The sequence below is a fragment of the Acinetobacter tibetensis genome, assembly GCF_023824315.1.
Taxonomy (GTDB): Bacteria; Pseudomonadota; Gammaproteobacteria; order Pseudomonadales; family Moraxellaceae; genus Acinetobacter; species Acinetobacter tibetensis.
Genome location: NZ_CP098732.1, coordinates 1,422,986 through 1,446,119, shown reverse-complemented (window position 1 = coordinate 1,446,119; position 23,134 = coordinate 1,422,986). Strand labels below are relative to the sequence as shown.

Below are 23,134 nucleotides of genomic sequence, written 5' to 3'. Positions count from 1 at the left end.
TTATGCTGATAAATAAGCTTCTGAAGCTTTCACTTTGCTCATCTTTGACTTTGTTCTATCCTTTAAAAAGTTGTTGCTTATTTACCCATGCAATGATTGATCAGCCATAAAATGAACGATTTTAATCAAACTCATACAAAGCACTCACCGAACAGCACAACTTAGTGCCTTGCTCTCCACATTTATGACGATGCGTTTTGTTAGATTTGCCGCATCAAAAAATTTCGTCCGCATTTTTGGACATGGAGAATACGATGAAACTGAATGCCGTTTTATTAAGTACCGCATTGGCTGCATCTTCAATGTTAGCAATGAATACTCACGCAGATAGTACAACACGTGTTGCAGCAGCAAGTGCACTAGGTAGTGTTGCGGGTACTGCTGTTGGCAAAAGTATGGGTGGCACTACAGGTGCTACAATTGGTGCCGCACTCGGTGGCGCGGGTGGCGCAGCGGTAGCAAGTGATCGCCGTAACCGTACAGAGTCTGCTATTGGTGGTGCTTTAGGGGGTGGTACAGGTTATACCGTCGGTAAAAGCATGGGAGGTACTAGCGGTGGTTATATTGGCTCTGCACTAGGTGCTGCGGGTGGTGCTGCTTTAGGAAACAAAATTTCTAAAGATAAAGCTGAAGAAAAAGCCAAGTCTTCACGTAAATGGAAAAAACGTCACCGTCACTACCGTTAATTCCTACAGTTCAAGCATTCAAGCACCATTAGGTGCTTGTTTTATATTGAATTAAAAAGTTAGATCTGAAATTAAAGTAGTGGTTTCTATCAAACTGTAATTGTGAATTTGTTATGAAGAAGCAATACAAAGTCATGACAAAACCATCATGTACACATACAAAGCACTTCATTTTAATCCGCTCAACTCTTTTAAATTGAACTCAAGCACATAGCACTATGAAAAAATGGAGTTTGTCATGAAACTGAATCATGTAATTTATGCCTCATTAATCGCGACCACCATGATGGGAACCGCTTATGCCGATAATGGTACTCGCGTTGCAGCAACATCTGCCTTAGGTAGTGTCGCAGGCACAGCAATCGGTAAACAACTGGGTGGTACAACAGGTGCAATGATTGGTGCTGCTGTCGGTGGTGCTGGTGGTGCCGCTGCTGCGAGTGATCGCCGAAATAGAACTTCTGCCGCTATTGGTGGTGGTCTTGGTGGTGCTGGGGGTTACACTGTAGGTAAAAATGTTGCAGGGACCAATGGTGGCTATGTTGGCGCAGCTTTAGGTGCCGCTGGTGGTTCAGCGCTAGGACGAAAAGTCTCTGAAGATCGTCGTGATGATGAACGCTATGATAATCGTGGCTATCGCTCAGACCGTAATTATCGCTATAACGATGCACGTTACAATGATCGCTCTTACCGTCATGACAATGGACGCCATTTAGGTCACTACAAGAAAAAACGTTGGGATGATTAATCCAACATAATACAAAGCATCTTCGGATGCTTTTATTTTGCGCTCAAGCAATATATCGAAATTAAACGATATACAAAAACACTCTCATATCGTATTATTTCGATATATGGTTTTCGAGTCTGGATATGCCTACTCTACAAAATACCAAATTTTCAATTCTGGAACTTGCACCAGTCCGTGATGATAAAAGTATTGCCTTTTCTCTACATCACGCTCTTGAACTGGCTCAACATGCTGAAAAATTGGGCTTTGAACGCTTCTGGTTAGCTGAACATCACAATATGGATGGTATTGCCAGTTCTGCGACAGCCGTCTTACTCGGTTATATTCTTGCCAACACGCAATCACTTAAAGTCGGTTCAGGTGGGATCATGCTCCCTAATCACGCACCACTTGTGGTTGCCGAACAATTTGGGACTTTAGCCACGCTTTATCCTAACCGTATTGAGCTTGGTTTAGGTCGTGCTCCAGGTACAGATCAAGTCACCATGCGTGCTTTACGTCGTGGGCGCCAAGAAACTGAAGATCAATTTCCACAAGATGTCGCGGAAATATTGCAATACTTTAAGGCTCCTGAAGAAAATCAAAAAATTGTCGCTACGCCAGGTCAATCGACACATGTCCCTGTTTGGCTTTTAGGCTCCAGCCTTTTTAGCGCTCAATTGGCGGCACGTTTGGGGCTACCCTACTCGTTTGCTTCACACTTTGCACCAAGAATGCTCGGGCAAGCCATTCAACTTTACCGCGATAATTTCCAACCATCAGAATATTTGGATCAACCTTATGTTTCGATGGGCGTGCCTACAGTCATTGCAGACACAGATGAAGAAGCTCAGTATCTTGCGACCAGTGCCTTCCAACGTGTACTCGCCTTAATGCGTGGACATAGCCTAAAACTTAAGCCCCCTGTAGAAAGCATGCAGAACCTATGGTCACCCGTCGAAAAAATGTCAGTGAATAACTTCTTTGCCTTAGCACAAATTGGTTCGGTTCAAACCGTAAAAGATGGTCTTGAAGATTTACTCAAGACCTATGAGGTAGATGAGTTTATTTTTACCTGTGATATTTACGATACTGAAAAACGCTTAGCAAACTTTAGCCATCTAATCGACATTAAAAATAATATTTGATTCAAATATTTAAATCACAATCAAGCCTAAGAGCATGTTTCTTAGGCTTTTGGAATTTACCATAGCAGCAATCTATCAAAAATGACTGCCGAGTAGCTGAATCAACTTTACGCAGTAGATGAATTAATATTCAATTAAAAAACAAAAAATCTGACAATAAAAAATGATTAAGGAATAATCATGCCACAATTTAGTAAGCTGAATACTTCCAGCCATATTTTTCAACATCAAGCACAAGATTATGAAATATTTAAAGGACAAATACGAACATCAGCTAAACTAAACCTAGATACCTGCATCGGGCTAAGAGTTGCAATTATTGGAATCGATCAAAAAATTGCCACATTACTTGAAAAAATCCGTAATAGATCAAGTTCAGTTCATGTTTTTCAGATACAACCTGCCTTAATCCTTCCACAGTCAGAACAACGATATAGCCGTTATATGCAACATCCATTGCTCATCAAAAATAAGCGCCTCATCAATCCCCGTATCAAAAGCATTTTAGCCCTGCGTTTTTTGGATTCTCAAATTCAGGACAACTGGCTAAAACGACAACTAACCCCGAATATTACGCGTGAAAAGAAAGAATTTCTAAAATCTGATGATTATTATCACGCCCTACAACAAGAGAAATGTCAACTTATTACTTGGCCACTCAAGAAAATTACAGAAAGCTGTATTGAATGTGTGGATGGCTCTATTTATCCTGTCGACTTAATTATTACAACGAATTTGCATCAATAATTGCAGACTATTTCAAATGAAGTTTCATATTTATAATGAAAATAAGTGCAAAAAACACCCAATCTAATTATTTAAATTGGGTATTACTTCATTCAATTTTTATATGAATAGCGGCGTAATTCAATACTATCCAATTCGGCGTTTTAAACCCGTCATTTGTAAGACACGCGTAGAAATTTCCTCAATCGACATTTCCGACACATTCAGATATTTAATTCCTTCTGAGATATAAATACCTTCAATTGCGCGTAATTCCATCTGACATTGACTAAAGCTTGCATAGCGGCTATTGGCTTTACGCTCAGAACGAATCGCAACCAAACGCTCAGCATCAATCATGAGCCCAAACAGCTTATGCTTATGCGCTTTCAACACAGAAGGTAAACGGTTGTCATCTAAATCTTCTTCCGTCAGTGGGTAGTTTGCGACACGAATTCCAAATTGTAATGACAAATAAATGCATGTCGGTGTCTTCCCTGAACGAGAAACCCCAATCAAAATTAAGTCGGCTTTGTCGTAATGACGAGTACGAGCGCCATCATCATTATCCAGTGCAAAATGTACCGCATCAATACGCGCTTTATAGGACTCAGAATCCGTCACCGCATGGGTTTGTCCGACTAAAGTTGTAGGTGGTGTACCCAACTCTTCAGACAACTTACTAATCAGCCCTTCAAACACATCTAAATTCACAGCATTGGCCGTATTAATAATATCTCGCGCATAAGGATCAACTAAAGTATCGAACACTAATGGCTGTTGCCCATCGCGTTCAGCTCGTTGATTTATCTCAGAAACTACATTCATAGCAGCTTCTTCAGATGTAATATAAGGGATAATATGAATGTCAAAATCTACATTTGGAAACTGGGCCAGTAAAGAGTGTCCAAGCGTTTCTGCTGTGATTGCAGTTCCATCTGAAATAAAAAACACACTTCGCTTTATTTGTTTACCTTCTGACATTAAAATTCCCCTCGAATATTTGTCTAAGTGCTATATAATCATTATAGTAAACTGATCTTACATGACTGTCGCTTAGTAAAATTAAAAAGCTAAGTAGATTTGTTTTAAATTCATGCCAAGATAGTGATTAATACTGCAAAAGTGGAGTAACAACTTTGGAAGCGCGCGTAATTGGTCTAGAAAAATTAGGGAAACACGACGTAGAGCTCGTGGGTGGGAAAAACTCATCTCTGGGTGAGATGATTAGCCACCTCGCAAATGCAGGTGTATCAGTACCTGGGGGCTTTGCTACTACTGCTGCTGCGTATCGTGAATTTCTCGAGCAAAGTGGCCTTAACGCTAAAATTAACGCGGAACTTGCAGCATTAAATGTTGATGATGTAATTGCACTTGCAGAAACTGGCGCAAAAATCCGTCAGTGGATTGTCGACACCCCGCTTACAGCAGGACTTGAAAAGGAAGTTCGCGACGCTTTCGCTACCCTTTCAAACGGCAACCCTGATATTGCGGTTGCCGTTCGTTCATCTGCGACAGCAGAAGATTTACCTGATGCATCTTTTGCAGGTCAACAGGAAACTTTCTTGAACATTCGCGGCATTGACAATGTTCTTATCGCGATCAAAGAAGTTTTCGCTTCACTTTATAATGACCGTGCTATTGCTTACCGTGTTCACCAAAACTTCGCGCATGACATTGTTGCATTATCTGCGGGGATCCAACGTATGGTTCGCTCAGAAACTGGTGCAGCAGGTGTAATGTTTACTCTAGATACAGAATCAGGCTTCCGTGATGCTGTATTTATTACTGCTTCTTATGGTTTGGGCGAAATGGTTGTGCAGGGTGCAGTAAACCCTGATGAATTCTATATTTCTAAACCACTTCTCAAAAATGGCAAACATGCTATTTTGCGTCGTAATCTTGGATCTAAGCACCAAAAAATGGTGTATGGCGAAGAAGGTGCTGCTGGCAAATCAGTTGTTGTTGTTGATGTTGAAAAAGCAGAACGTCAACAATTTGCGTTAAATGATCACGAACTTCAAGAACTTGCTAAACAAGCATTGATCATTGAAGAACACTATCAAGCCCCTATGGATATCGAGTGGGCAAAAGATGGTGACGATGGTCTAATCTATATCGTTCAAGCACGTCCAGAAACAGTAAAAAGCCGTGAAAATGTCGGCACTATGGAACGCTACCTACTTAAGCAAAAAGGTACTGTAATTTGCGAAGGTCGCTCAATCGGTCAACGTATTGGTTCTGGTAAAGTACGCATTGTAACGTCTATTAAAGAAATGGATAAAGTCCAAGAAGGCGACGTACTTGTTTCTGACATGACTGACCCAGATTGGGAACCAGTAATGAAACGTGCTGCTGCAATTGTGACCAACCGTGGTGGTCGTACTTGTCACGCAGCAATTATTGCTCGTGAACTCGGTGTACCTGCAATCGTAGGTTGTGGCAATGCAACTGAAGTTTTAACCGACGGACAAGAAGTTACTGTTTCATGTGCTGAAGGTGATACAGGCTTTATTTACGAAGGTTCGTTAGATTTCGAAATTCAACGTAACTCAATTAACTCTATGCCAAAACTTCCGTTCAAAATTATGATGAACGTAGGTAACCCTGACCGTGCATTTGACTTTGCTCAAATTCCTAACGAAGGTATTGGTCTTGCGCGTTTAGAGTTCATTATTAACCGTATGATTGGTGTACACCCTAAAGCCTTGTTAAATATTGACAGCTTACCTCGTGAAACTCGTGCAGCGGTCTTGGCTCGTACTGCGGGTTATGCTTCTCCAATTGAATTCTATGTTGAGAAACTTGTAGAAGGTATTTCGACACTTGCTGCAGCATTTGCTGACAAGCCTGTGATTGTTCGTATGTCTGATTTTAAGTCAAACGAATATGCGAACTTGATTGGCGGTAAGCTTTATGAGCCAGAAGAAGAAAACCCAATGCTTGGTTTCCGTGGTGCAAGCCGTTATGTTTCTGAAAATTTCCGCGATTGTTTCGAATTAGAATGTCGCGCATTGAAGAAAGCACGCGATGAAATGGGCTTAACCAATATCCAAATCATGATTCCATTCGTTCGTACTGTAAATGAAGCAAAACGTGTAATTGAATTGCTTGCTCAGAATGGTCTTAAGCGTGGTGAAAATGGCCTGAAAGTAATCATGATGTGTGAATTGCCAACTAATGCACTATTAGCTGAACAATTCCTTGAACATTTTGATGGCTTCTCTATCGGTTCTAACGACTTAACTCAGCTCACATTGGGTCTAGACCGTGACTCAGGTATTGTTTCTCACCTGTTTGACGAACGTGATGCGGCTGTTAAAGCATTACTTTCAATGGCGATTCATGCATGTCGCAAAGCTGGCAAATATGTAGGCATTTGTGGTCAAGGTCCATCTGACCATCCTGACCTTGCAAAATGGTTGATGGAGCAAGGAATTGAGTCAGTTTCACTTAACCCAGATTCAGTTTTAGACACTTGGTTCTTCCTTGCTGAAGAAAAAGCTCAACAAGCTTAAGAAAACATGTTAAAAAAAGACCCATTAGTTGGGTCTTTTTTTCTCTTTTCATTTTTTGAGATTTTATTTTTATGCAAATTTACTTGGCACGTAATAATCAACAAGCTGGTCCATACACTTTAGAACAGTTGAATCAAATGCTTGCCAGCCAACAAGTACTCTTAACAGATTTGGCTTGGCATGAAGGTATGACCGAATGGAAAGCTTTAGGTGAATTAACCCAAGGGAAACTTGTATATACACCAACAGGTTATGTTCCACCAACACATACACCGTTACAGAACTCCACAATTATCCAAACCAAAGTTGAAGGTAAAGTATCTAAACCAGAACTTGCCTCAGTCAATATTCGCGCATTGGCAAAAATCATTGATTTATTACTTTGGTTGCCTGCGGCAGCAATCCCTTCTTTTTTTCTTAACGCCAATCAGGTGAATGAGCTAGCTAGCATTCAACAAAAAATGCAAGCTGCAGACACATCCACACAAGCTATGCAATTGCAACAGCAACTTTTCACGCTTATTCCAATCGAAGCTTGGCAAACCATGTTTGCCTATATCATTATTATGCTGGCAATACAGGCATTCTTTCTAGCAAAGTCTGGACAAAGCATTGGTAAAAAGTTAACGCGAATTAAAATTGTAGATGCCGATAATGGTGAGAAAGTGAATTTAACGCGAATCTTTCTGTTACGCAGTATTGTATTTATCATTTTGAACATGTTGTTTATGCCATTTATTACGATTGCCGACTATTTATTCGCATTCGGAAAAAATCGACAGACATTGCACGATAAACTAGCAAAAACCATCGTGATAAAACAATAAACGTGATTAAAATTAAGGGATGATCAGTTCATCCCTTTTTTACACATAAGTTTGATATTTCAATAAAAAAAAAACTGAAACAACTAATTCCGACCACTAAAATCAGGTTTTATAACAGCCATTTAAAGCGACTTTATATATAGCTTAGTTTAACGATATCAGGCATAATGCCCTACAACGTAGCGGTGTCACATGCTTGAGAATTTTTTTCATTCAAAAACAAAATTCTCAATCATGCGACACTTTAATCGCTATCCCATATTATTTAGGGAATGGGACTCTTCACCGAGGTTGTAAAATGAGACAAACAATTTTAGCTGTATTGTCTTTATCAACGATTGCTGCACTCTTAACTGGGTGTGGTGGTGATATGGTACTTCTAAACTCTAAAGGTCCAGTTGCCCAAGGTCAAAGTGACCTGATGATGACTGCGATCTATTTAATGCTATTGGTCGTTATTCCATCGATCTTAATGGCATTATGGTTTGGTTGGAAATATCGTTCGTCGAATAAAGATGCAGACTATAAACCTACTTGGGCACACTCAACTGCTATTGAAATTGTAGTTTGGGGTGTTCCAGTTATTATTATTGGTATTCTAGCTTGGTTAACTTGGTGGGGTTCACACAAGTATGACCCGTACCGTCCAATCGATTCTGATAAAGCACCATTAACCGTTCAAGTTATCGCTGAACAGTTTAAGTGGATCTTTATCTATCCAGAACAAGAAATTGCGACTGTTAACGAAATTCGTTTCCCAGAGAAAACTCCTGTGAACTTACGTTTGACGTCTAACTTCACAATGAACTCGTTCTTCATTCCTGCACTTTCTGGCCAAATTTATACCATGGCTGGTATGCAAACTCACCTGCATTTGTTGGCAGATGAAACTAGCCCAGCTGAAGGCTACCGCGGTTTCTCTTCTAACTACTCAGGTTATGGCTTCTCTCAAATGCGTTTCCGTGCGCATTCAGTTACAGAAGCTCAGTTTGCTGATTGGGTCGCAGCTGTGAAAGCAGGCAACGGTACTTCAATTAACCCTGAAGCAATTCAAAAAGGTATTTTAGACCAAGCTGAATTTGCAACCTTGCGTGATGGCAACCGTTCGCATCATCAGATCGAAGTTCTTATCGCTAAAGCGACTACTCCTGAAGAAAAGGCTGCTGCTGAAGCAATGAAGCCTTATCCAACTAAGCCACATCCTGTGACTTACTACTCTTCTGTTGAGAAAGGCTTGTTTGAATCAGTAATCAACAAATACATGAGTAACTATCACGGTGCTGATCATTCAGCTACTGCGGGTGCTCACGGGGCTGCTGCTAACGCACATGCCGCAGTTGAGCCTGCTTCATCGGCTGTAGGGGAATAAGACATGAGCTTCTTAGGTAAGTTAGGTCCAGATTCGATTCCACACGATCCAATCGTGTTGGTAACGGTTGCTTTGATGGTTTTAGGTGGTATTGCTGCTTTTGCAGGCATTACCTACTTTAAAAAATGGAGCTACTTGTGGAACGAATGGTTCACATCTGTAGACCATAAGAAAATTGGTATCATGTATATCTTGGTATCTGTAGTCATGTTACTTCGTGGCTTCGCAGATGCGATCATGATGCGTTTACAACTTTTCCTCGCTCGTGGTGGCGGTGAAGGTTATTTACACCCAGAACACTATGACCAGATCTTCACCGCTCACGGTGTAATTATGATCTTCTTCGTAGCAATGGGTCTTGTTGTTGGCTTAATGAACATCTCTGTACCTTTACAGATTGGTGCTCGTGACGTTGCCTTTCCATTATTAAACTCTTTAAGCTTCTGGTTATTCGCTGGTGCTGCAGGCTTAATGATGGTTTCACTTGCTTTAGGTGAATTCGCTGCTACAGGTTGGATGGCTTACCCTCCTCTTTCTGGCATTGAATACTCTCCTGGTGTTGGTGTTGACTACTACATCTGGGCACTTCAGATTTCTGGTTTAGGTACGCTTTTAACTGGTGTTAACTTCTTTGTTACCATCATCAAAATGCGTGCACCTGGCATGAAATTGATGGATATGCCAATTTTCACTTGGACTGCTCTTTGTACTGCAGTTCTGATTATTGCTGCATTCCCAGTGTTAACTGCAACAATTGCAATGTTATCTCTAGATCGTTACTTCGGTTTCCACTTCTTTACCAATGAGCTTGGCGGTAGTCCAATGCTTTACGTAAACTTGATTTGGACTTGGGGTCACCCGGAAGTATATATCTTAGTATTACCAGCATTTGGTATTTACTCAGAAGTTGTATCAACTTTTTCTCGCAAAACGTTGTTCGGCTACAAGTCTATGGTGTATGCAACAGTTGCAATTACAGTATTGTCATTTGTTGTATGGCTTCACCACTTCTTTACCATGGGTGCAGGTGCCAACGTTAACGCGTTCTTCGGTATCATGACTATGGTTATTGCGATCCCGACTGGTGTGAAAATCTTCTCTTGGTTATTCACCATGTACAAAGGTCGCATTACATATACAACACCAATGCTTTGGACACTTGGCTTCCTTGTGACTTTCGGTATCGGTGGTTTGACTGGTGTATTAATGGCTGTTCCGCCTGCGGACTTCCTTGTACACAACTCTTTATTCCTTATCGCTCACTTCCATAACGTAATTATTGGTGGTGTTGTATTCGCAATGTTCGCGGGTATCATTTTCTACTGGCCAAAAATGTTTGGTTGGAAGCTGAATGAAGCTTGGGGTAAAGCAGCATTCTGGTTCTGGTTCTTAGGTTTCTACTTTGCATTCATGCCACTTTATATCCTTGGTTTCATGGGTATGACGCGTCGTTTGAATACATATGACAACCCTGAATGGGATCCGTACATCGCAATTGCATTGTTTGGTGCAGTATTAATCGCACTTGGTATTGCATGTTTCTTAATGCAAATCATTGTTGGTTTCTTACAACGCCATGACAACATGGACGTTACAGGCGATCCATGGGATGGTCGTGTACTTGAATGGTCTACGTCTTCACCTGCTCCGTTCTATAACTTTGCTCATCTTCCTAAAATTAGCGGTATCGATACTTTCTGGAATGACAAAGAGAATGGTGTTGCTTATGCACGTCCAACGTCTTATGAAGATGTACATATGCCAACAAACCGAGCTGCTGGTTTTGTAATCGCAATGTTCATTACTGTTATGGGCTTCGGTTTAATCTGGCACATTTGGTGGTTAGTTGTCGTAACCTTTGTTGCTGCAATCATCAGCTTCATCGTAAGCTCTTTCACTAAGAAAGTTGATTACTATGTTCCTGCTGCTGAAGTTGAGCGCATTGAAAACGAACGCTATGCGATTCTTGAAAAATACTTGAAGAAGGACTAAGACAATGGCTGAAGTACTTCATCACGATAACCACGGACACGATGAACATCATCATCATGATGATACAGACATTACAGTCTTTGGTTTCTGGTCATACTTGATGAGTGACTTGATCCTATTCGGTACACTCTTCATTGCTTTCGTTGTATTAAGTGGTCACGTTCCACCAGGTACACCAAGTGCAAAAGAACTTTTTGGTGAGTCTTTAGGTTTCGTATTAACTGAAACTTTTGCTCTCTTAATTTCTTCTGTAACTTTTGGTTTTGCTGTACTTGCATCATACAAAAAGAATGTTAGCCAAGTTTTACTCTGGTTAGCTATTACTTGGGTATTTGGTGCAGCATTCATTGGCATGGAATTATACGAGTTTAATCACCTTGTACATGCCGGTCATGGTCCAAGCACAAGTGCGTTCTTATCTGCATTCTTTACTTTAGTTGGTACGCACGGTATTCACGTAACTTCTGGTTTGGTCTGGATGATTGTGTTAATGATTCAAATCAAGAAAAATGGTTTGACTTTACCGAACACACGTCGTCTTGCTTGCTTGAGCTTGTTCTGGCACTTCCTTGACATCGTGTGGATCTGTGTATTCAGCGTAGTTTATTTGGCGGGAGTTCTCTAATGGGTCACGATCATCATACGTCTGATGCAGCTCACGGTACCGTAAAACAATATACCATTGGTTTTATTGTTTCTGTGTTATTAACCATTGTTCCATTCTACATGGCAATGAACCCAGAAAACTTCGGTCGTGGCGCAACTCTTGCTGTAATTGGTATTACTGCAATTGCTCAGGTTCTTGTACAGTTGATTTTCTTCTTGCACATGAACTCATCTGCAGAGCAGCGTTGGAATGTAATTGCATTTATTTATACAATTCTTACAATTGCCGTTCTTTTGATTGGTTCTGTATGGGTTATGAATTACCTTCACTTCAACATGATGCTCTAAACTGGTTGTCATGTTAAAAAAGTATTTATTCCTGACTAAGCCAGGAATTCTCTTTGGTAACTTCGTTACCACTTTGGGCGGCTTCTTCTTAGCCGCCCAAGGTTCTGTAGATTTCCTTTTACTTCTGATTACCCTACTGGCTACAACTTTGGTTGTTGCATCAGGATGTGTAGTTAACAATGTCATTGATCAAGACATTGACCAAAAGATGCATCGTACTCAAAACCGTGCTCTTGTTCAAAAAACGATTAGCCCTAGTGTTGCACTTGTTTTTGCAGCAACTTTAGGTCTTTTGGGATTTGGCATGTTATGGCTTTTTGTCAATGCTTATGCTTTTGGTTTCGCTGTCCTTGGTTTTGTTGTTTATGTCGGTTTTTATAGTCTTTGGAGCAAACGTACCACCATTCACCAAACTTTGATTGGGAGTATCTCAGGTGCAAGTCCACCTGTAATTGGTTATACGGCTGTTTCTAACGAATTCGATGTTGCTGCATTGCTGATTTTTTTAGCATATGCGCTCTGGCAGATGCCTCATTCATGGGGAATTGCCATCTATCGTTTCGATGACTACAAAAATGCAGGTATTCCAATTTTGCCTGTTGCACGTTCAATTTTACGCACCAAAGTCGAAAGTCTGATTTACGTAGTTTTGTTTGCAGCAGTATTAAATGGTCTATATTGCTTTGGCTATACAAACTTATTTTTCTTAATCAGTTTTAATGCTTTATGTGCCTATTGGGTTTATTTATCCATTATTGGCTTTAAAGCAGAAAATGATCAAGTTTGGGCTAAACGCTATTTCTTATATTCTGTGATTTTAATCACTGCTTTAAGTTTTAGTTTTAGTTTCAGCTATGTAAGCCCTGCCCCGCATTTACCACTTTTTTAAAAGATAGAGACCCCTCTCTATCTTTTAAAAATTTGCCCTATCCCAATACATTGTAAAAACCTACAACTTTTCACAAACTTACTTTTCTTTAGCTACTTTCGTTTAAATATAAATATATTTAAATTCCATCCTAAATTCACGTCATAACTTATTTTATGACTTGAATTTGGTCGCTAAACCATCTAAAATTCATCCTTCGCAAATTATGCGACACAACTTAGGTTGTGACTCCTTGCTTCCAATTTATTATTTTAGTTGGGGGCTGTTTAAACCGTAAGGAGCTGACAATGCGTCATTACGAAATCGTACTTTTAGTACACCCTGATCAAAGCGATCAAGTCGTTGGTATGGTAGAACGCTACCTAACTCACATCAAAGAAGCTGAAGGTCAAATTCACCGTCTTGAAGACTGGGGCCGTCGCCAATTGGCTTACCCAATCAACAAGATCCACAAAGCTCACTACATTCTTATGAATGTTGAGTGTGGTCAAACTACTCTTGATGAGTTAGAAGAATTGTTCCGTTATAACGATGCGATCCTTCGTAACTTAATCATCCGTCGTGAAAACGCAATCACTGAAGAGTCTTTATTGGCTAAGAGTGCTGAAGAAAAGCGTGCGCGTAAAGCTCAACGTGAAGAAGCACAACTAGCTGCTCAAGACTCTGCTGAAGCATAAGGAGAACATCAATGGCACGTTTTTACCGTCGTCGCAAGTTCTGCCGCTTTACAGCTGAGAACGTTACGTACATCGACTACAAAGATATCGACACTTTAAAACAGTACATCACTGAAAACGGCAAGATTGTTCCTAGCCGTATTACAGGTACTAAAGCTCGTTACCAACGTCAATTAGCGCTTGCTATTAAACAAGCTCGCTACTTGTCTTTGATCCCTTACACTGACAATCATAAGTGAGGTTGAGCTGTGGATATTATTTTATTACAACGCATTAAAAACCTTGGTAAATTAGGCGATAAAGTTTCAGTTAAAGCTGGTTACGGCCGCAACTACCTTATCCCTCAAGGTCAAGCAGTAGCAGCTACTGAAGCTAACACTGCTGCTTTTGAAGCTCGTCGCGCTGAACTTGAGAAAGCTGAAGCTGATGTTTTAGCTGCTGCTCAAGCACGTGCTAGCCAATTAGACGAAGTTAACATCGTAATCACTGCTAAAGCTGGTGACGAAGGTAAACTATTCGGTTCTATCGGTACGCGTGATATCGCTGACGCTTTAACTAATGCTGGTCTTGTTGTTGACCGTGCAGAAGTTCGTTTACCAAATGGTGCGCTTCGCCACACTGGTGAATTCAACATCGCAATCCAATTGCATCATGATGTTGTTGCTGAAGTTCTCGTTACTATCGTATCTGAGTAATTTCTTGCAAAAAAAAGGGCATGCTCACGCATGCTCTTTTTTTATCTTTAAATTTTCTCACTTATAAATTCCTAGCCCACATTAGGCTGAAATTTTGATACTATCTTTACCCCAGAGTGCGTATTATTGATGACATCATCATAATGCTCTGCACTTCTATCTGCATTATTCTTTCCTGCATTTATCTTTAGGTTTTTGATATGTCTCAGGCGAATGCCACTGCTACCCCAAACTCATCCAAAGCTGACAATAAAATAAATGAGTCGAGTCAACTCAAAGAATTTCGCACACCTCCACATAATTTAGCCATCGAGCAAGCTGTGCTCGCTGCACTGATGACCGTTGCCGAGTCATTCGAGCAAGTCAGTGATATACTGAATGAACAAGATTTTTATGCAACACGCCATAAGTACATTTACCGTGCAATTGAAAAACTCGCGCAAGAAAATTCGCCTTATGATGCGGTATTGGTGAATGACTGGTTAATTAAGCAGAATTTGCTGGAAGCGATTGGCGGTGAAGAATATTTAATGCAGCTAATGGCTGACTCTCCGTCAAGTTTCTACAACCTCGAAACCTATGCCAATAAAATTAAAGAATTTTCGACTTTACGTAACATGATTAAAGTCAGTTCTGAAATCTTGCAAAATGCTTATGACACCAAAGGTCGTAGTGTCGGTGAAATTTTAGATTTAGCAGAAACCAATATTTTCTCGATTGCTGAACAACACAATAACAATAAGAAAAATGCTGGTCCAAAAGCCATTAATACCGTAGTTGCCGATGTTTTTGACAAATTAAATGAACTGTCTCAAATGGAAGGTAACATTACTGGTCTAACCACAGGTTTTGTTGAATTAGACAATAAAACTTCAGGGATGCAAGCAGGTGACATGATTATTGTTGCTGCACGTCCATCGATGGGTAAAACCACTTTTGCCATGAATTTAGTTGAAAGTGTGCTATTTAACTGTGATTTGCCTGCGCTAGTGTTCTCGATGGAAATGCCCGCAGACTCGATTGCTATGCGTTTGATTTCTGCTTACGGCAAAGTACATCAAGGTCATTTACGTGCCGGTAAACTCGATGGTGATGAATGGTCTAAAGTCACTGGTACAATTTTACAGCTACAAGAAAAGCATCTGTATATTGATGACTCTTCTGCCCTGCCTCCAACAGAATTACGTGCGCGTGCACGTCGTATTGCCAAACAACATGGGGGAAAACTGGGCTGTATTATGGTCGACTATTTACAGTTGATGAAAGTCCCTGGCATGGGAGATAACCGTGTGGGTGAAATTGGTGAAATTTCTCGAAGCTTAAAAGCATTGGCAAAAGAAATGATGTGTCCTGTCATCGCACTGTCTCAGTTAAACCGTTCTCTGGAAAACCGTCCTAATAAGCGCCCTGTAATGTCCGACTTACGTGAATCAGGTGCAATTGAGCAGGATGCCGACTTAATTATGTTTATTTACCGTGATGAGGTCTATAACAAAGAGTCGAAAGAAGCGGGTACTGCCGAAATTATTATTGGTAAGCAGCGTAATGGTCCAATTGGTACAGTCCGATTGGCTTTTGAAGGTCAGTATACGCGTTTTAGTAACTTGTCACCTGAATACTATAGTCAGTACAATGACGAAGAATAAAAAGTGGGCGTTCAGCCCATTTTTTATTTAACCCTAAATACTTAAAATAATGCCACTATAAGATTGTCTTTATCGAACAAAACCGATAACCCATACATTTAAATAGAATAAAGCCATGAAATAAGATGGGTATTTAATTTTTATAGGTCTACAATTACTGACATATTTTGTGGATATTTACTTTAACGTTAATACCATGCCATATTTCTGATTCGATGACTTGAAATAAAACCATTGTTTTAATCTTGCCATTCTCTGTTCCCAAAGGAGTCATTCGGGTGCGCCAAGCAACAGTTTGTATTGATCAATCAGCACTTCAATATAATTTAAACCGTGTCAAACAACTTGCCCCTAACGCAAAAATCGTAAGTATGGTGAAAGCAAATGCTTATGGACATGGTATCAAAGACTGTCTTGCAGCCTTAAATAGTAGCGATGCTTTTGGTGTCGCCTGCTTACAAGAAGCATTGGAAATTCGTGCTTTAGGCTATGAACAGCCAATTACATTAATTGAAGGGATATTTTCTGCTGATGAAATGCAGACCGTCCTTGCAGAAAAGCTGGAATGTGTTGTACATCAGCCACAACAAGTGAATTGGTTACTGGCCCATCAAGAACAATACACTGCCCTTGGACTCAAAGTCTGGATTAAGCTGAATAGTGGCATGAACCGATTAGGTTTTAAAGCCAGTGAAATTATTGCTGTCATTAATACCTTAAAAGCAGCAGGCTTTATCTGCGTATTAACCATGCATTTTGCCAATGCCGATGCCGACCACCCTTTAAATGAACAACAAATTGCTCAGTTTATTGATATAAAACAAAGTTGTGCTCCAATTCTTGCTTCATGTTGTAATTCAGCTGCAATTTATCGTTGGCCTGAACTCCATTTTGATTATGTGCGCCCAGGCATTATGTTATATGGCGCAACACCTTTTGCTGATCGGACTGTAAAAGATTTAGATTTACAACCTGTGATGACTTTGAGTGCAGAAGTTATTGCATTGAATCATATTCAAAAAGGTGAAAAGGTGGGCTATGGTTCAACCTATACCGCATTACAAAACATGGATTTAGCCATCGTTTCAATTGGCTATGGAGATGGTTACCCTCGCGCCTATGTCAAACAAAATTATGTTGTGATTCAAGGGAAAATGCTTCCAGTTGTTGGACGTGTCGCAATGGATATGGTTGCCATCGATGTTACTGGTTTAAATGTTGCACTGGGCACTCCTGTTGAACTTTGGGGCAAACAACGCTTAGTAGATGACGTTGCTGATGCCAATGGTACCATTGGTTATGAGCTTTTATGCCGTTTAAGCCAACGCCCTCATCGAACTGCTAAATAAGAAAAAATGACTTTAGGTACTGCTCTGCTTTGTGAGCGGTATCTATGGTTTTATAGCTTGGTCAACTGACCTGCGTCTATAACTGCTGATCTGGAATGCGATATAGCAACTGTAAAAAATTCTGTAATGATGCTTGCTGCAATAATATGGGATTAAATGTGCTAGATCCCAATTGTGCAAAATAATGTTATATGTCTGAATGTTTACCCATATATTTGATACTCCAATCTGGAAAATGAAAATCAGTCTGTATTTGTTTTTTCGGTAATATACTTAAATCATAGTGTCGCTGATCTTGTTTTATTTTATTCAATAAATTTAAAACCGAATCTTGTTCTCCTTCCACACATTGGAAGAAGCCACCATCTGTATAACACAATCCCCCCTTTGACCTTTAGTTTTACATTAAAATCTATGGCTTCAGATAGAATGTCTCTTAAATCTTGTAGTCGTGTTTCAGAAGGACGTTTTGCCTGACTGACATAGCAGAGTTGATACTTTGTGATTTCCTATCTTATTGTTTTATTCATTGCATAGATAAAAGAACAGCGCGATTTCTCGCGCTATTCCTAGGAAAATAAGTATAAAAACTAATTAAAATAGTCGTCTGAAGGATTAGGTAGATTCTGCAATCCACTGCGCAAAGTATCTGACCATTGTTTACTAATATGTTGAAAATAAGGGTCTTCTTCAGTGATTCGTTTGCCTTCAGGAATATGTAAACTATTCTTTTTATAAATGAGTGCATCAAGCGGCATTCCCACCGATACATTTGAACGCAATGTCGAATCGAATGAAATTAAACTACAACGTAAAGCCTCACTCAGTGGCATATCATAACTTAAGGCACGATCAAGAATTGGTTTACCATATTTACTTTCACCAATTTGAAAATATGGGGTATCACTGGTCGCGCAAATAAAATTACCTTGCGGGTAAATGTTATAAAGCTGCATTTCGGCTTGACCGATTTGACCACCAACCAACAAACTACAGTAATAATTACTCTGTTCCTGCGTATTTTCAGTCACATCTGCAATAACCTTTTGCAGAGTGTGTCCAACCAATTCAGCCACTTCGAACATGGTATTTACACTATATAAATTGGGTGTTTGTTGTAATTCCAAATGGTTTTTTAGATGTCCAATGACTGCCTGTGTTGTGGCCAGATTACCTGAGGTTTGAATCGTAATAAAACGTTCATTTTCAATTCCAAAAGTATAAAGCTTTCGAAATACTGAAATATGATCTACGCCAGCATTCGTACGCGTATCACTGATAAAGACGAGACCATCTTTTAATCTAAGCGCACAACAATAAGTCATCTCTTCCCCTTAACTTACATTAACATGCAAGTACTTGAACAATTGAGTGCATCGTTTCAATTCCCCCTTTTTCGCGCACTCCACGAATTGGGGCAACATCCCAATAATCTCGACCAATTGCCACATAAATATGCTTGTCTGGGCTAAAAATCTGGTTACTGATATCGAAACAATACCATGTGTTTCCTAGAAATACTTCTGCCCATGCGTGACTGGCAAGGTGTGATGTATTTGGCACAAATAAATAACCTGAAACATAGCGTGCTGGCAAGCCCAAAGCTTTGCACAAAGCAATAAAAACATGACTATGGTCTTGGCATACCCCCTGACGATTATGAAATGCTTCAATGGCAGAAGTATTGACTGAAGTCTGATTTGGAATATAAGGAATATGCTGCAAAATAGCTTCAGACAGTTTCACCAAATTTTCATGGGTGAATTCTGGCACGAAGCGATGAGCAAATTCTTTCATTTCTGCATTGCACATGGTTGTTGGCGTTGGTTGCAGGAATTGATAAGGATTCAAATGATCTGTCAGACTCATCACCGAAGGCTGCTTATTTAGCTCGACAATCCCTTGCGCCATAATTGTTATTTGCTCATAAGCATAACGTTGTGAACTGGTAATCCAGATGTTGTTGAATGCGTCTCTCTTCGTACAGCGCTCACCTGGCACACTCACATCCCAGTAATGTACATTCTGATGTGCATTACTCAATGGTGTCATTTTAATATACTGAATGCTATTACACGCCTGTTCAGTATATTGATAATGAGTTTGGTGATTGATCATGAGTTTCATGCATTCACCTCAAATAAATATTGAATTTGGTCACTAAAGTTATAAAAGTTTATTTGATCAGGTTGCGTTTTAAGTTGTTGCCAAGCCGTATCTAAACTGTCCCAACCCATTTGCTCTAAAACTTCTATAAGCGCTGAAATTTGCTCTAAGGTTTGTGTTTGATCTTGCTTTAAGCGAAGTTGTCGATCTAGTTGCTCTAAAGTTTGCCCTAAAGAATAGAATAAGAAAGTTTCTTCAGGCTCAGCTTCTAACACTTCACGACAATCTGCAATCACATCACAAATACATGTCGAGCTCGTACTTGCATTCCGAATATATTGATTTAATTCTGCATAGGTTTTTGCAGACAAAATGCCCCTCAATTCTTGAACATTGTCTTTGGCAAACTGAAATTGTTGAATAAATGAATAGGGTTGTTCTGGGTCTAATACCAGTTCATTGAGTGAGCTTGCATCAAATGCAGGTAAACAAAAGGCATGTGCATAAGACACGGCTTTCTGATCATCCATAAATGGAAATTGTTGGCATAAATATTCAATGCGCGTTAAATAACGACCTAACCAAAAAATTTGTTGTGCATTCGTGCTGAGTAAGATCATGAAATTGCTCCTTCATCGTTTTGGTTACTTATGAATGTAAATGGTCTACAACCCATGTATCTTTAATGCCGCCACCCTGCGAAGAATTCACCACAAGAGAGCCTTCCTGCATTGCCATGCGTGTTAAACCCCCTGGTACAATTTCGGTACGATAAGGTGAACTCAGCACAAATGGACGCAAATCAATATGACGTTCCGACAGCCCTGTATCGCTTAACATCGGACAAACCGACAAATCTAATGTAGGTTGGGCAATGTACAAATGTGGCGTTGCCAAAATTTTATCTTTAAAAGTCGCAATTTGCTGTGCAGAAGCATGTGGCCCGATGAGCATGCCATATCCTCCTGAACCCTGTGCTTCTTTCACAACCAGTTGAGCTAAATTGTCTAATACATATTCAAGGTCTTTGCTTTCACGACATTGATAAGTCGGTACATTTTTAAGCACGGGTTGCTCAGCTAAATAGAACTGAATCATTTTATCGACATAAGGATAAATGGATTTGTCATCTGCAACCCCTGTACCAGGTGCGTTTGCAATCACCACATTCTTTTGCAAATAGGCAGACATTAACCCCGCAACACCAAGTGTACTGTCAGGCATAAAACACAATGGATCGAGATAATCATCATCAATACGTCGATAAATTACATCAACCCGTTGTTTACCTCGTACGGTTTTGACATAAACCTTATCGTTTTCGACGTAAAGGTCACGCGATGTTACTAAAGGCACACCCATTTCCCTTGCCAAAAAGGAATGCTCATAATATGCGCTATTAAAACGACCTGGCGTTAAAATAACAATGAATGGATTATCGTTAAATGCATTTTCTGCCAATATTTCTTTCAGTAATAATGGATAATGTTCAATGCCTTGCAAGTTATTTTGCAAACATAATTCAGGCATCAGTTTTTGGCTAATTTTTCGGCTTTCCAACATATAAGACACACCCGATGGCGTTCTTAAATTATCTTCCAGCACATAAAACTCTCCATGACGGTCTCGGACAATATCAATTCCGCTAATTTGGCTATAAATTTTACCTTTCAAGCTCTGATTACACATATGTGGCTGAAAAGCCTCATGCTTGAGAACGTGTAGTTCAGGCACAATACCTGCTTTAAGAATATCTTGCTGATGATAAATATCATGTAAAAAAAGATTCAAGGCTTTGACGCGTTGTGCACAACCGAGTGATATTTTATTCCATTGCTTTTTCACAATTACCCGAGGAATCACATCATAAGGAATGGTACGCTCCGTGCCTTCTGCCTCTCCATAGACCGTAAATGTAATGCCTTCATATAAGAAATGTTCTTTGGCATGCTGATTTAAAGCGTGTAATTCGTCTATATTATATTGCGACAACCAGTGTTCAATTTTTGCACATGCCGTTTCGGAAACAGCATGATCATCCAACATTTCATTAAAAAAAACCGAATTTGTTCTCTCAAAAAGTAACTGTGTTTTCTCCTGCGGTTTTGCTACACCCTCCACTTTTACTGTCAATTGCTTACTATTCACTTCTCGTGATAAACCGTTTAACTCTACAATCTCTTTTTCTTTAAGCATATGACCCTCTTTATAGTTATAGCCAAACTCATTTTTATTAAGCAATAAGAATGCCACTCCTTACATCACTTATGCCGAGTCCTTATTAATTCACGCTTTTAGTCCGTACTCAATATCATTTCTGCTTGATCTTATGCCTAAAATTATTGAACTTTCTTTGCCTGATTGGTTGAGAAATGCTTGCCAATTCGGTTAGGTTTTTTTATTGTGTTTAACACTGTTTTATTAATTACCAACTTATTTGTTGTTATTTGAATTATGTCTGCACAAGAAAAAGAAACATCGAATAGCCTTTATCGACAATGGCAAATCCTTTCCCGCCTTTCCGCAGGAAAATGGATGGGTACACGGGAAATACAGGAAATTTTGCAAAGAGAAGGCATCGATATCAGCTTGCGCACCATCCAGCGTGATTTGAATCAGATTTCGCAGCGATTTCCAATTGAGAGCAACAAAACCGTCCCACAAGGATGGCGTTGGCGTTCAGATGCACCGCTTCAAAGCCTGCCGCATATGACCAGTTCTCAAGCTGTGACTTTTATGATGGTAGAGGAGCACTTAAAGCATCTTCTTCCTCCAAGCTTACTCGAAGAGATGAATCCGTGGTTTGATTTGGCACGTCGCAGTTTATCCACCCAAAATAATGTTCGCCAATGGATTAATCGGGTGCGTATTGTACCTGCCAATCAACCATTGATTCCTCCCATGGTTGATCGTGCCGCACAGCAAGCCATTTATGAGGGTCTACTACAAGACAAGCAATTGGAATGTATTTATCAAAAACGCCCACAAGCCGAAGAAAGTATCTATACGCTGAACCCTTTGGCATTGGTGCAAAAAGGTGCAACTATTTATTTAATTTGCACCCGCTATGATAAAACCGATATTCAGACCTTTGCCTTGCACCGTTTTAAATCAGCCAAAGTGCTGGATTCTCGTGCATTGCATCCTGTCAATTTCGATATTGATGCATATATTGATTCAGGAGCACTTGGATTTAGAGTTGACTACAACAAACCGACGGATCATGTTGCTTTAAAACTCACCATTCCAGAATGTGAGTCCCATTATTTTGAAGAAAGCCAATTAAGTCGAGATCAAGTGATTACTCCTCTTGAGCATAATCTGGTCCAAATTTCCGCAACTGTGCCGTTTACCTCTCAACTTACGTGGTGGCTACGCAGTTTTGGTAATAAAATTCAGAAAATTGAGCCTGAAGAAGTTGAACGTGCAGTCCGACAACAGGACTGAAATGATAGTTGTATAAATTTCTAGGCAAAAAAAAGTCCCAACTCTTGGGACTTTATAATTTTATTGTACTTATCTGTTTTAATTTATAATCTTGCAGGGTTAAAGTCTTAGACATTATGTTTCTAGGCCCCATTTCATAGTGTCTAAATGAGTTGTATTTTTTGCTGCACATGGGATAGTTCAGCAAGCAAGTTCTCCTCGGTTGTATCGAATAGATTTAATGGTCATCACTGGTTTCTCCGCGTGGTTTAAGTTCATTGAATATACTGAATCTTCCACTTGACCTGAAATAAGCAATTGTTCCAATCAAATCATATTTTCTGCTTAAATGAATTTATGCAAATGACTAACGATCCTGATGATAAATACAACCGT

23 protein-coding genes are annotated in these 23,134 nt (G+C 39.9%); 17 read left to right on the top strand and 6 right to left on the bottom strand.

Annotated features, from left to right (window positions below; translation table 11 throughout):
- Positions 1-254 precede the first annotated feature (254 nt).
- The 4 genes from M5E07_RS07060 to M5E07_RS07045 all read left to right on the top strand — a co-directional run bounded on the left by M5E07_RS07060 (position 255) and on the right by M5E07_RS07045 (position 3,311).
- Positions 255-686: a glycine zipper domain-containing protein gene (locus M5E07_RS07060; RefSeq protein ID WP_116759518.1), complete on the top strand. Its 432-nt coding sequence runs from the start codon at positions 255-257 to the stop codon at positions 684-686.
- A 238-nt stretch (positions 687-924) separates the two neighbouring features.
- Positions 925-1,434: a hypothetical protein gene (locus M5E07_RS07055; protein WP_116759520.1), complete on the top strand. Its 510-nt coding sequence runs from the start codon at positions 925-927 to the stop codon at positions 1,432-1,434.
- Positions 1,435-1,559: 125 nt separating this feature from the next.
- The gene (locus tag M5E07_RS07050; protein ID WP_252223341.1) at positions 1,560-2,564 is read left to right on the top strand and encodes an LLM class flavin-dependent oxidoreductase; all 1,005 of its coding nucleotides are present in this window, start codon (positions 1,560-1,562) and stop codon (positions 2,562-2,564) included.
- A gap of 180 nt (positions 2,565-2,744) precedes the next feature.
- Positions 2,745-3,311 carry an NAD(P)/FAD-dependent oxidoreductase gene (locus M5E07_RS07045; protein ID WP_116759524.1) on the top strand — a complete coding sequence of 189 codons (567 nt, stop codon included), beginning with the start codon at positions 2,745-2,747 and terminating at the stop codon, positions 3,309-3,311.
- A 126-nt stretch (positions 3,312-3,437) separates the two neighbouring features.
- On the opposite strand, the gene ppsR is transcribed toward M5E07_RS07045, so the two are convergent.
- Complete coding sequence (gene ppsR / locus M5E07_RS07040) at positions 3,438-4,274, bottom strand: posphoenolpyruvate synthetase regulatory kinase/phosphorylase PpsR (RefSeq protein ID WP_116759526.1); 837 nt, start codon at positions 4,272-4,274, stop codon at positions 3,438-3,440.
- A gap of 155 nt (positions 4,275-4,429) precedes the next feature.
- On the opposite strand from ppsR, the gene ppsA reads away from it, so the two are divergent.
- From ppsA to alr, 12 genes are all read left to right on the top strand, one after another.
- The gene (gene ppsA, locus M5E07_RS07035) at positions 4,430-6,808 is read left to right on the top strand and encodes a phosphoenolpyruvate synthase (RefSeq protein WP_116759528.1); all 2,379 of its coding nucleotides are present in this window, start codon (positions 4,430-4,432) and stop codon (positions 6,806-6,808) included.
- A gap of 71 nt (positions 6,809-6,879) precedes the next feature.
- Positions 6,880-7,635 carry an RDD family protein gene (locus M5E07_RS07030; protein ID WP_116759530.1) on the top strand — a complete coding sequence of 252 codons (756 nt, stop codon included), beginning with the start codon at positions 6,880-6,882 and terminating at the stop codon, positions 7,633-7,635.
- A gap of 298 nt (positions 7,636-7,933) precedes the next feature.
- Complete coding sequence (cyoA, locus tag M5E07_RS07025) at positions 7,934-9,004, top strand: ubiquinol oxidase subunit II (RefSeq protein WP_252223339.1); 1,071 nt, start codon at positions 7,934-7,936, stop codon at positions 9,002-9,004.
- 3 nt (positions 9,005-9,007) lie between these two features.
- On the top strand, positions 9,008-10,996 hold the full coding sequence (cyoB, locus tag M5E07_RS07020) for a cytochrome o ubiquinol oxidase subunit I (protein WP_252223337.1): 1,989 nt from the start codon (positions 9,008-9,010) through the stop codon (positions 10,994-10,996).
- Positions 10,997-11,000: 4 nt separating this feature from the next.
- Positions 11,001-11,621, top strand: a complete 621-nt coding sequence (gene cyoC, locus M5E07_RS07015) for a cytochrome o ubiquinol oxidase subunit III (RefSeq protein ID WP_252223335.1) — start codon at positions 11,001-11,003, stop codon at positions 11,619-11,621.
- Complete coding sequence (gene cyoD / locus M5E07_RS07010) at positions 11,621-11,950, top strand: cytochrome o ubiquinol oxidase subunit IV (protein ID WP_116759538.1); 330 nt, start codon at positions 11,621-11,623, stop codon at positions 11,948-11,950. The genes cyoC and cyoD overlap by 1 nt, the downstream gene beginning before the upstream one ends.
- 10 nt (positions 11,951-11,960) lie before the next feature.
- Positions 11,961-12,839, top strand: coding sequence for a heme o synthase (cyoE, locus tag M5E07_RS07005; RefSeq protein WP_116759540.1), 879 nt, complete (start codon positions 11,961-11,963; stop codon positions 12,837-12,839).
- 287 nt (positions 12,840-13,126) lie between these two features.
- On the top strand, positions 13,127-13,516 hold the full coding sequence (gene rpsF, locus M5E07_RS07000) for a 30S ribosomal protein S6 (protein ID WP_116759542.1): 390 nt from the start codon (positions 13,127-13,129) through the stop codon (positions 13,514-13,516).
- 11 nt (positions 13,517-13,527) lie between these two features.
- Positions 13,528-13,755 carry a 30S ribosomal protein S18 gene (gene rpsR, locus M5E07_RS06995; protein ID WP_004278792.1) on the top strand — a complete coding sequence of 76 codons (228 nt, stop codon included), beginning with the start codon at positions 13,528-13,530 and terminating at the stop codon, positions 13,753-13,755.
- A 9-nt stretch (positions 13,756-13,764) separates the two neighbouring features.
- Positions 13,765-14,211 (top strand): 50S ribosomal protein L9, encoded by a 447-nt coding sequence (gene rplI, locus M5E07_RS06990; protein ID WP_116759545.1) that lies wholly within the window; start codon positions 13,765-13,767, stop codon positions 14,209-14,211.
- Positions 14,212-14,411: 200 nt separating this feature from the next.
- Positions 14,412-15,857, top strand: a complete 1,446-nt coding sequence (dnaB, locus tag M5E07_RS06985) for a replicative DNA helicase (protein ID WP_252223333.1) — start codon at positions 14,412-14,414, stop codon at positions 15,855-15,857.
- 278 nt (positions 15,858-16,135) lie between these two features.
- Entirely contained in the window at positions 16,136-17,206 is a 1,071-nt protein-coding gene (gene alr / locus M5E07_RS06980) for an alanine racemase (RefSeq protein WP_252223331.1), read from the top strand.
- A 187-nt stretch (positions 17,207-17,393) separates the two neighbouring features.
- On the opposite strand, the gene M5E07_RS16355 is transcribed toward alr, so the two are convergent.
- From M5E07_RS16355 to M5E07_RS06960, 5 genes are all read right to left on the bottom strand, one after another.
- Positions 17,394-17,585, bottom strand: a complete 192-nt coding sequence (locus M5E07_RS16355) for a BLUF domain-containing protein (RefSeq protein ID WP_350464054.1) — start codon at positions 17,583-17,585, stop codon at positions 17,394-17,396.
- Between the two features lie 211 nt (positions 17,586-17,796).
- Positions 17,797-18,531 (bottom strand): proteasome-type protease, encoded by a 735-nt coding sequence (locus tag M5E07_RS06975; protein WP_116759553.1) that lies wholly within the window; start codon positions 18,529-18,531, stop codon positions 17,797-17,799.
- A 19-nt stretch (positions 18,532-18,550) separates the two neighbouring features.
- Positions 18,551-19,333 carry a transglutaminase family protein gene (locus tag M5E07_RS06970; RefSeq protein WP_252223329.1) on the bottom strand — a complete coding sequence of 261 codons (783 nt, stop codon included), beginning with the start codon at positions 19,331-19,333 and terminating at the stop codon, positions 18,551-18,553.
- A complete protein-coding gene (locus tag M5E07_RS06965) occupies positions 19,330-19,932 on the bottom strand; it encodes an alpha-E domain-containing protein (RefSeq protein WP_252223327.1) in 603 nt (200 codons plus the stop codon). Before M5E07_RS06965 ends, M5E07_RS06970 begins: the two co-directional genes overlap by 4 nt.
- A 28-nt stretch (positions 19,933-19,960) precedes the next feature.
- A complete protein-coding gene (locus M5E07_RS06960; protein ID WP_116759713.1) occupies positions 19,961-21,508 on the bottom strand; it encodes a circularly permuted type 2 ATP-grasp protein in 1,548 nt (515 codons plus the stop codon).
- A gap of 258 nt (positions 21,509-21,766) precedes the next feature.
- Between M5E07_RS06960 and M5E07_RS06955 the strand changes: the two genes are divergently transcribed.
- Entirely contained in the window at positions 21,767-22,759 is a 993-nt protein-coding gene (locus M5E07_RS06955) for a helix-turn-helix transcriptional regulator (protein ID WP_252223325.1), read from the top strand.
- Positions 22,760-23,134: the final 375 nt, after the last annotated feature.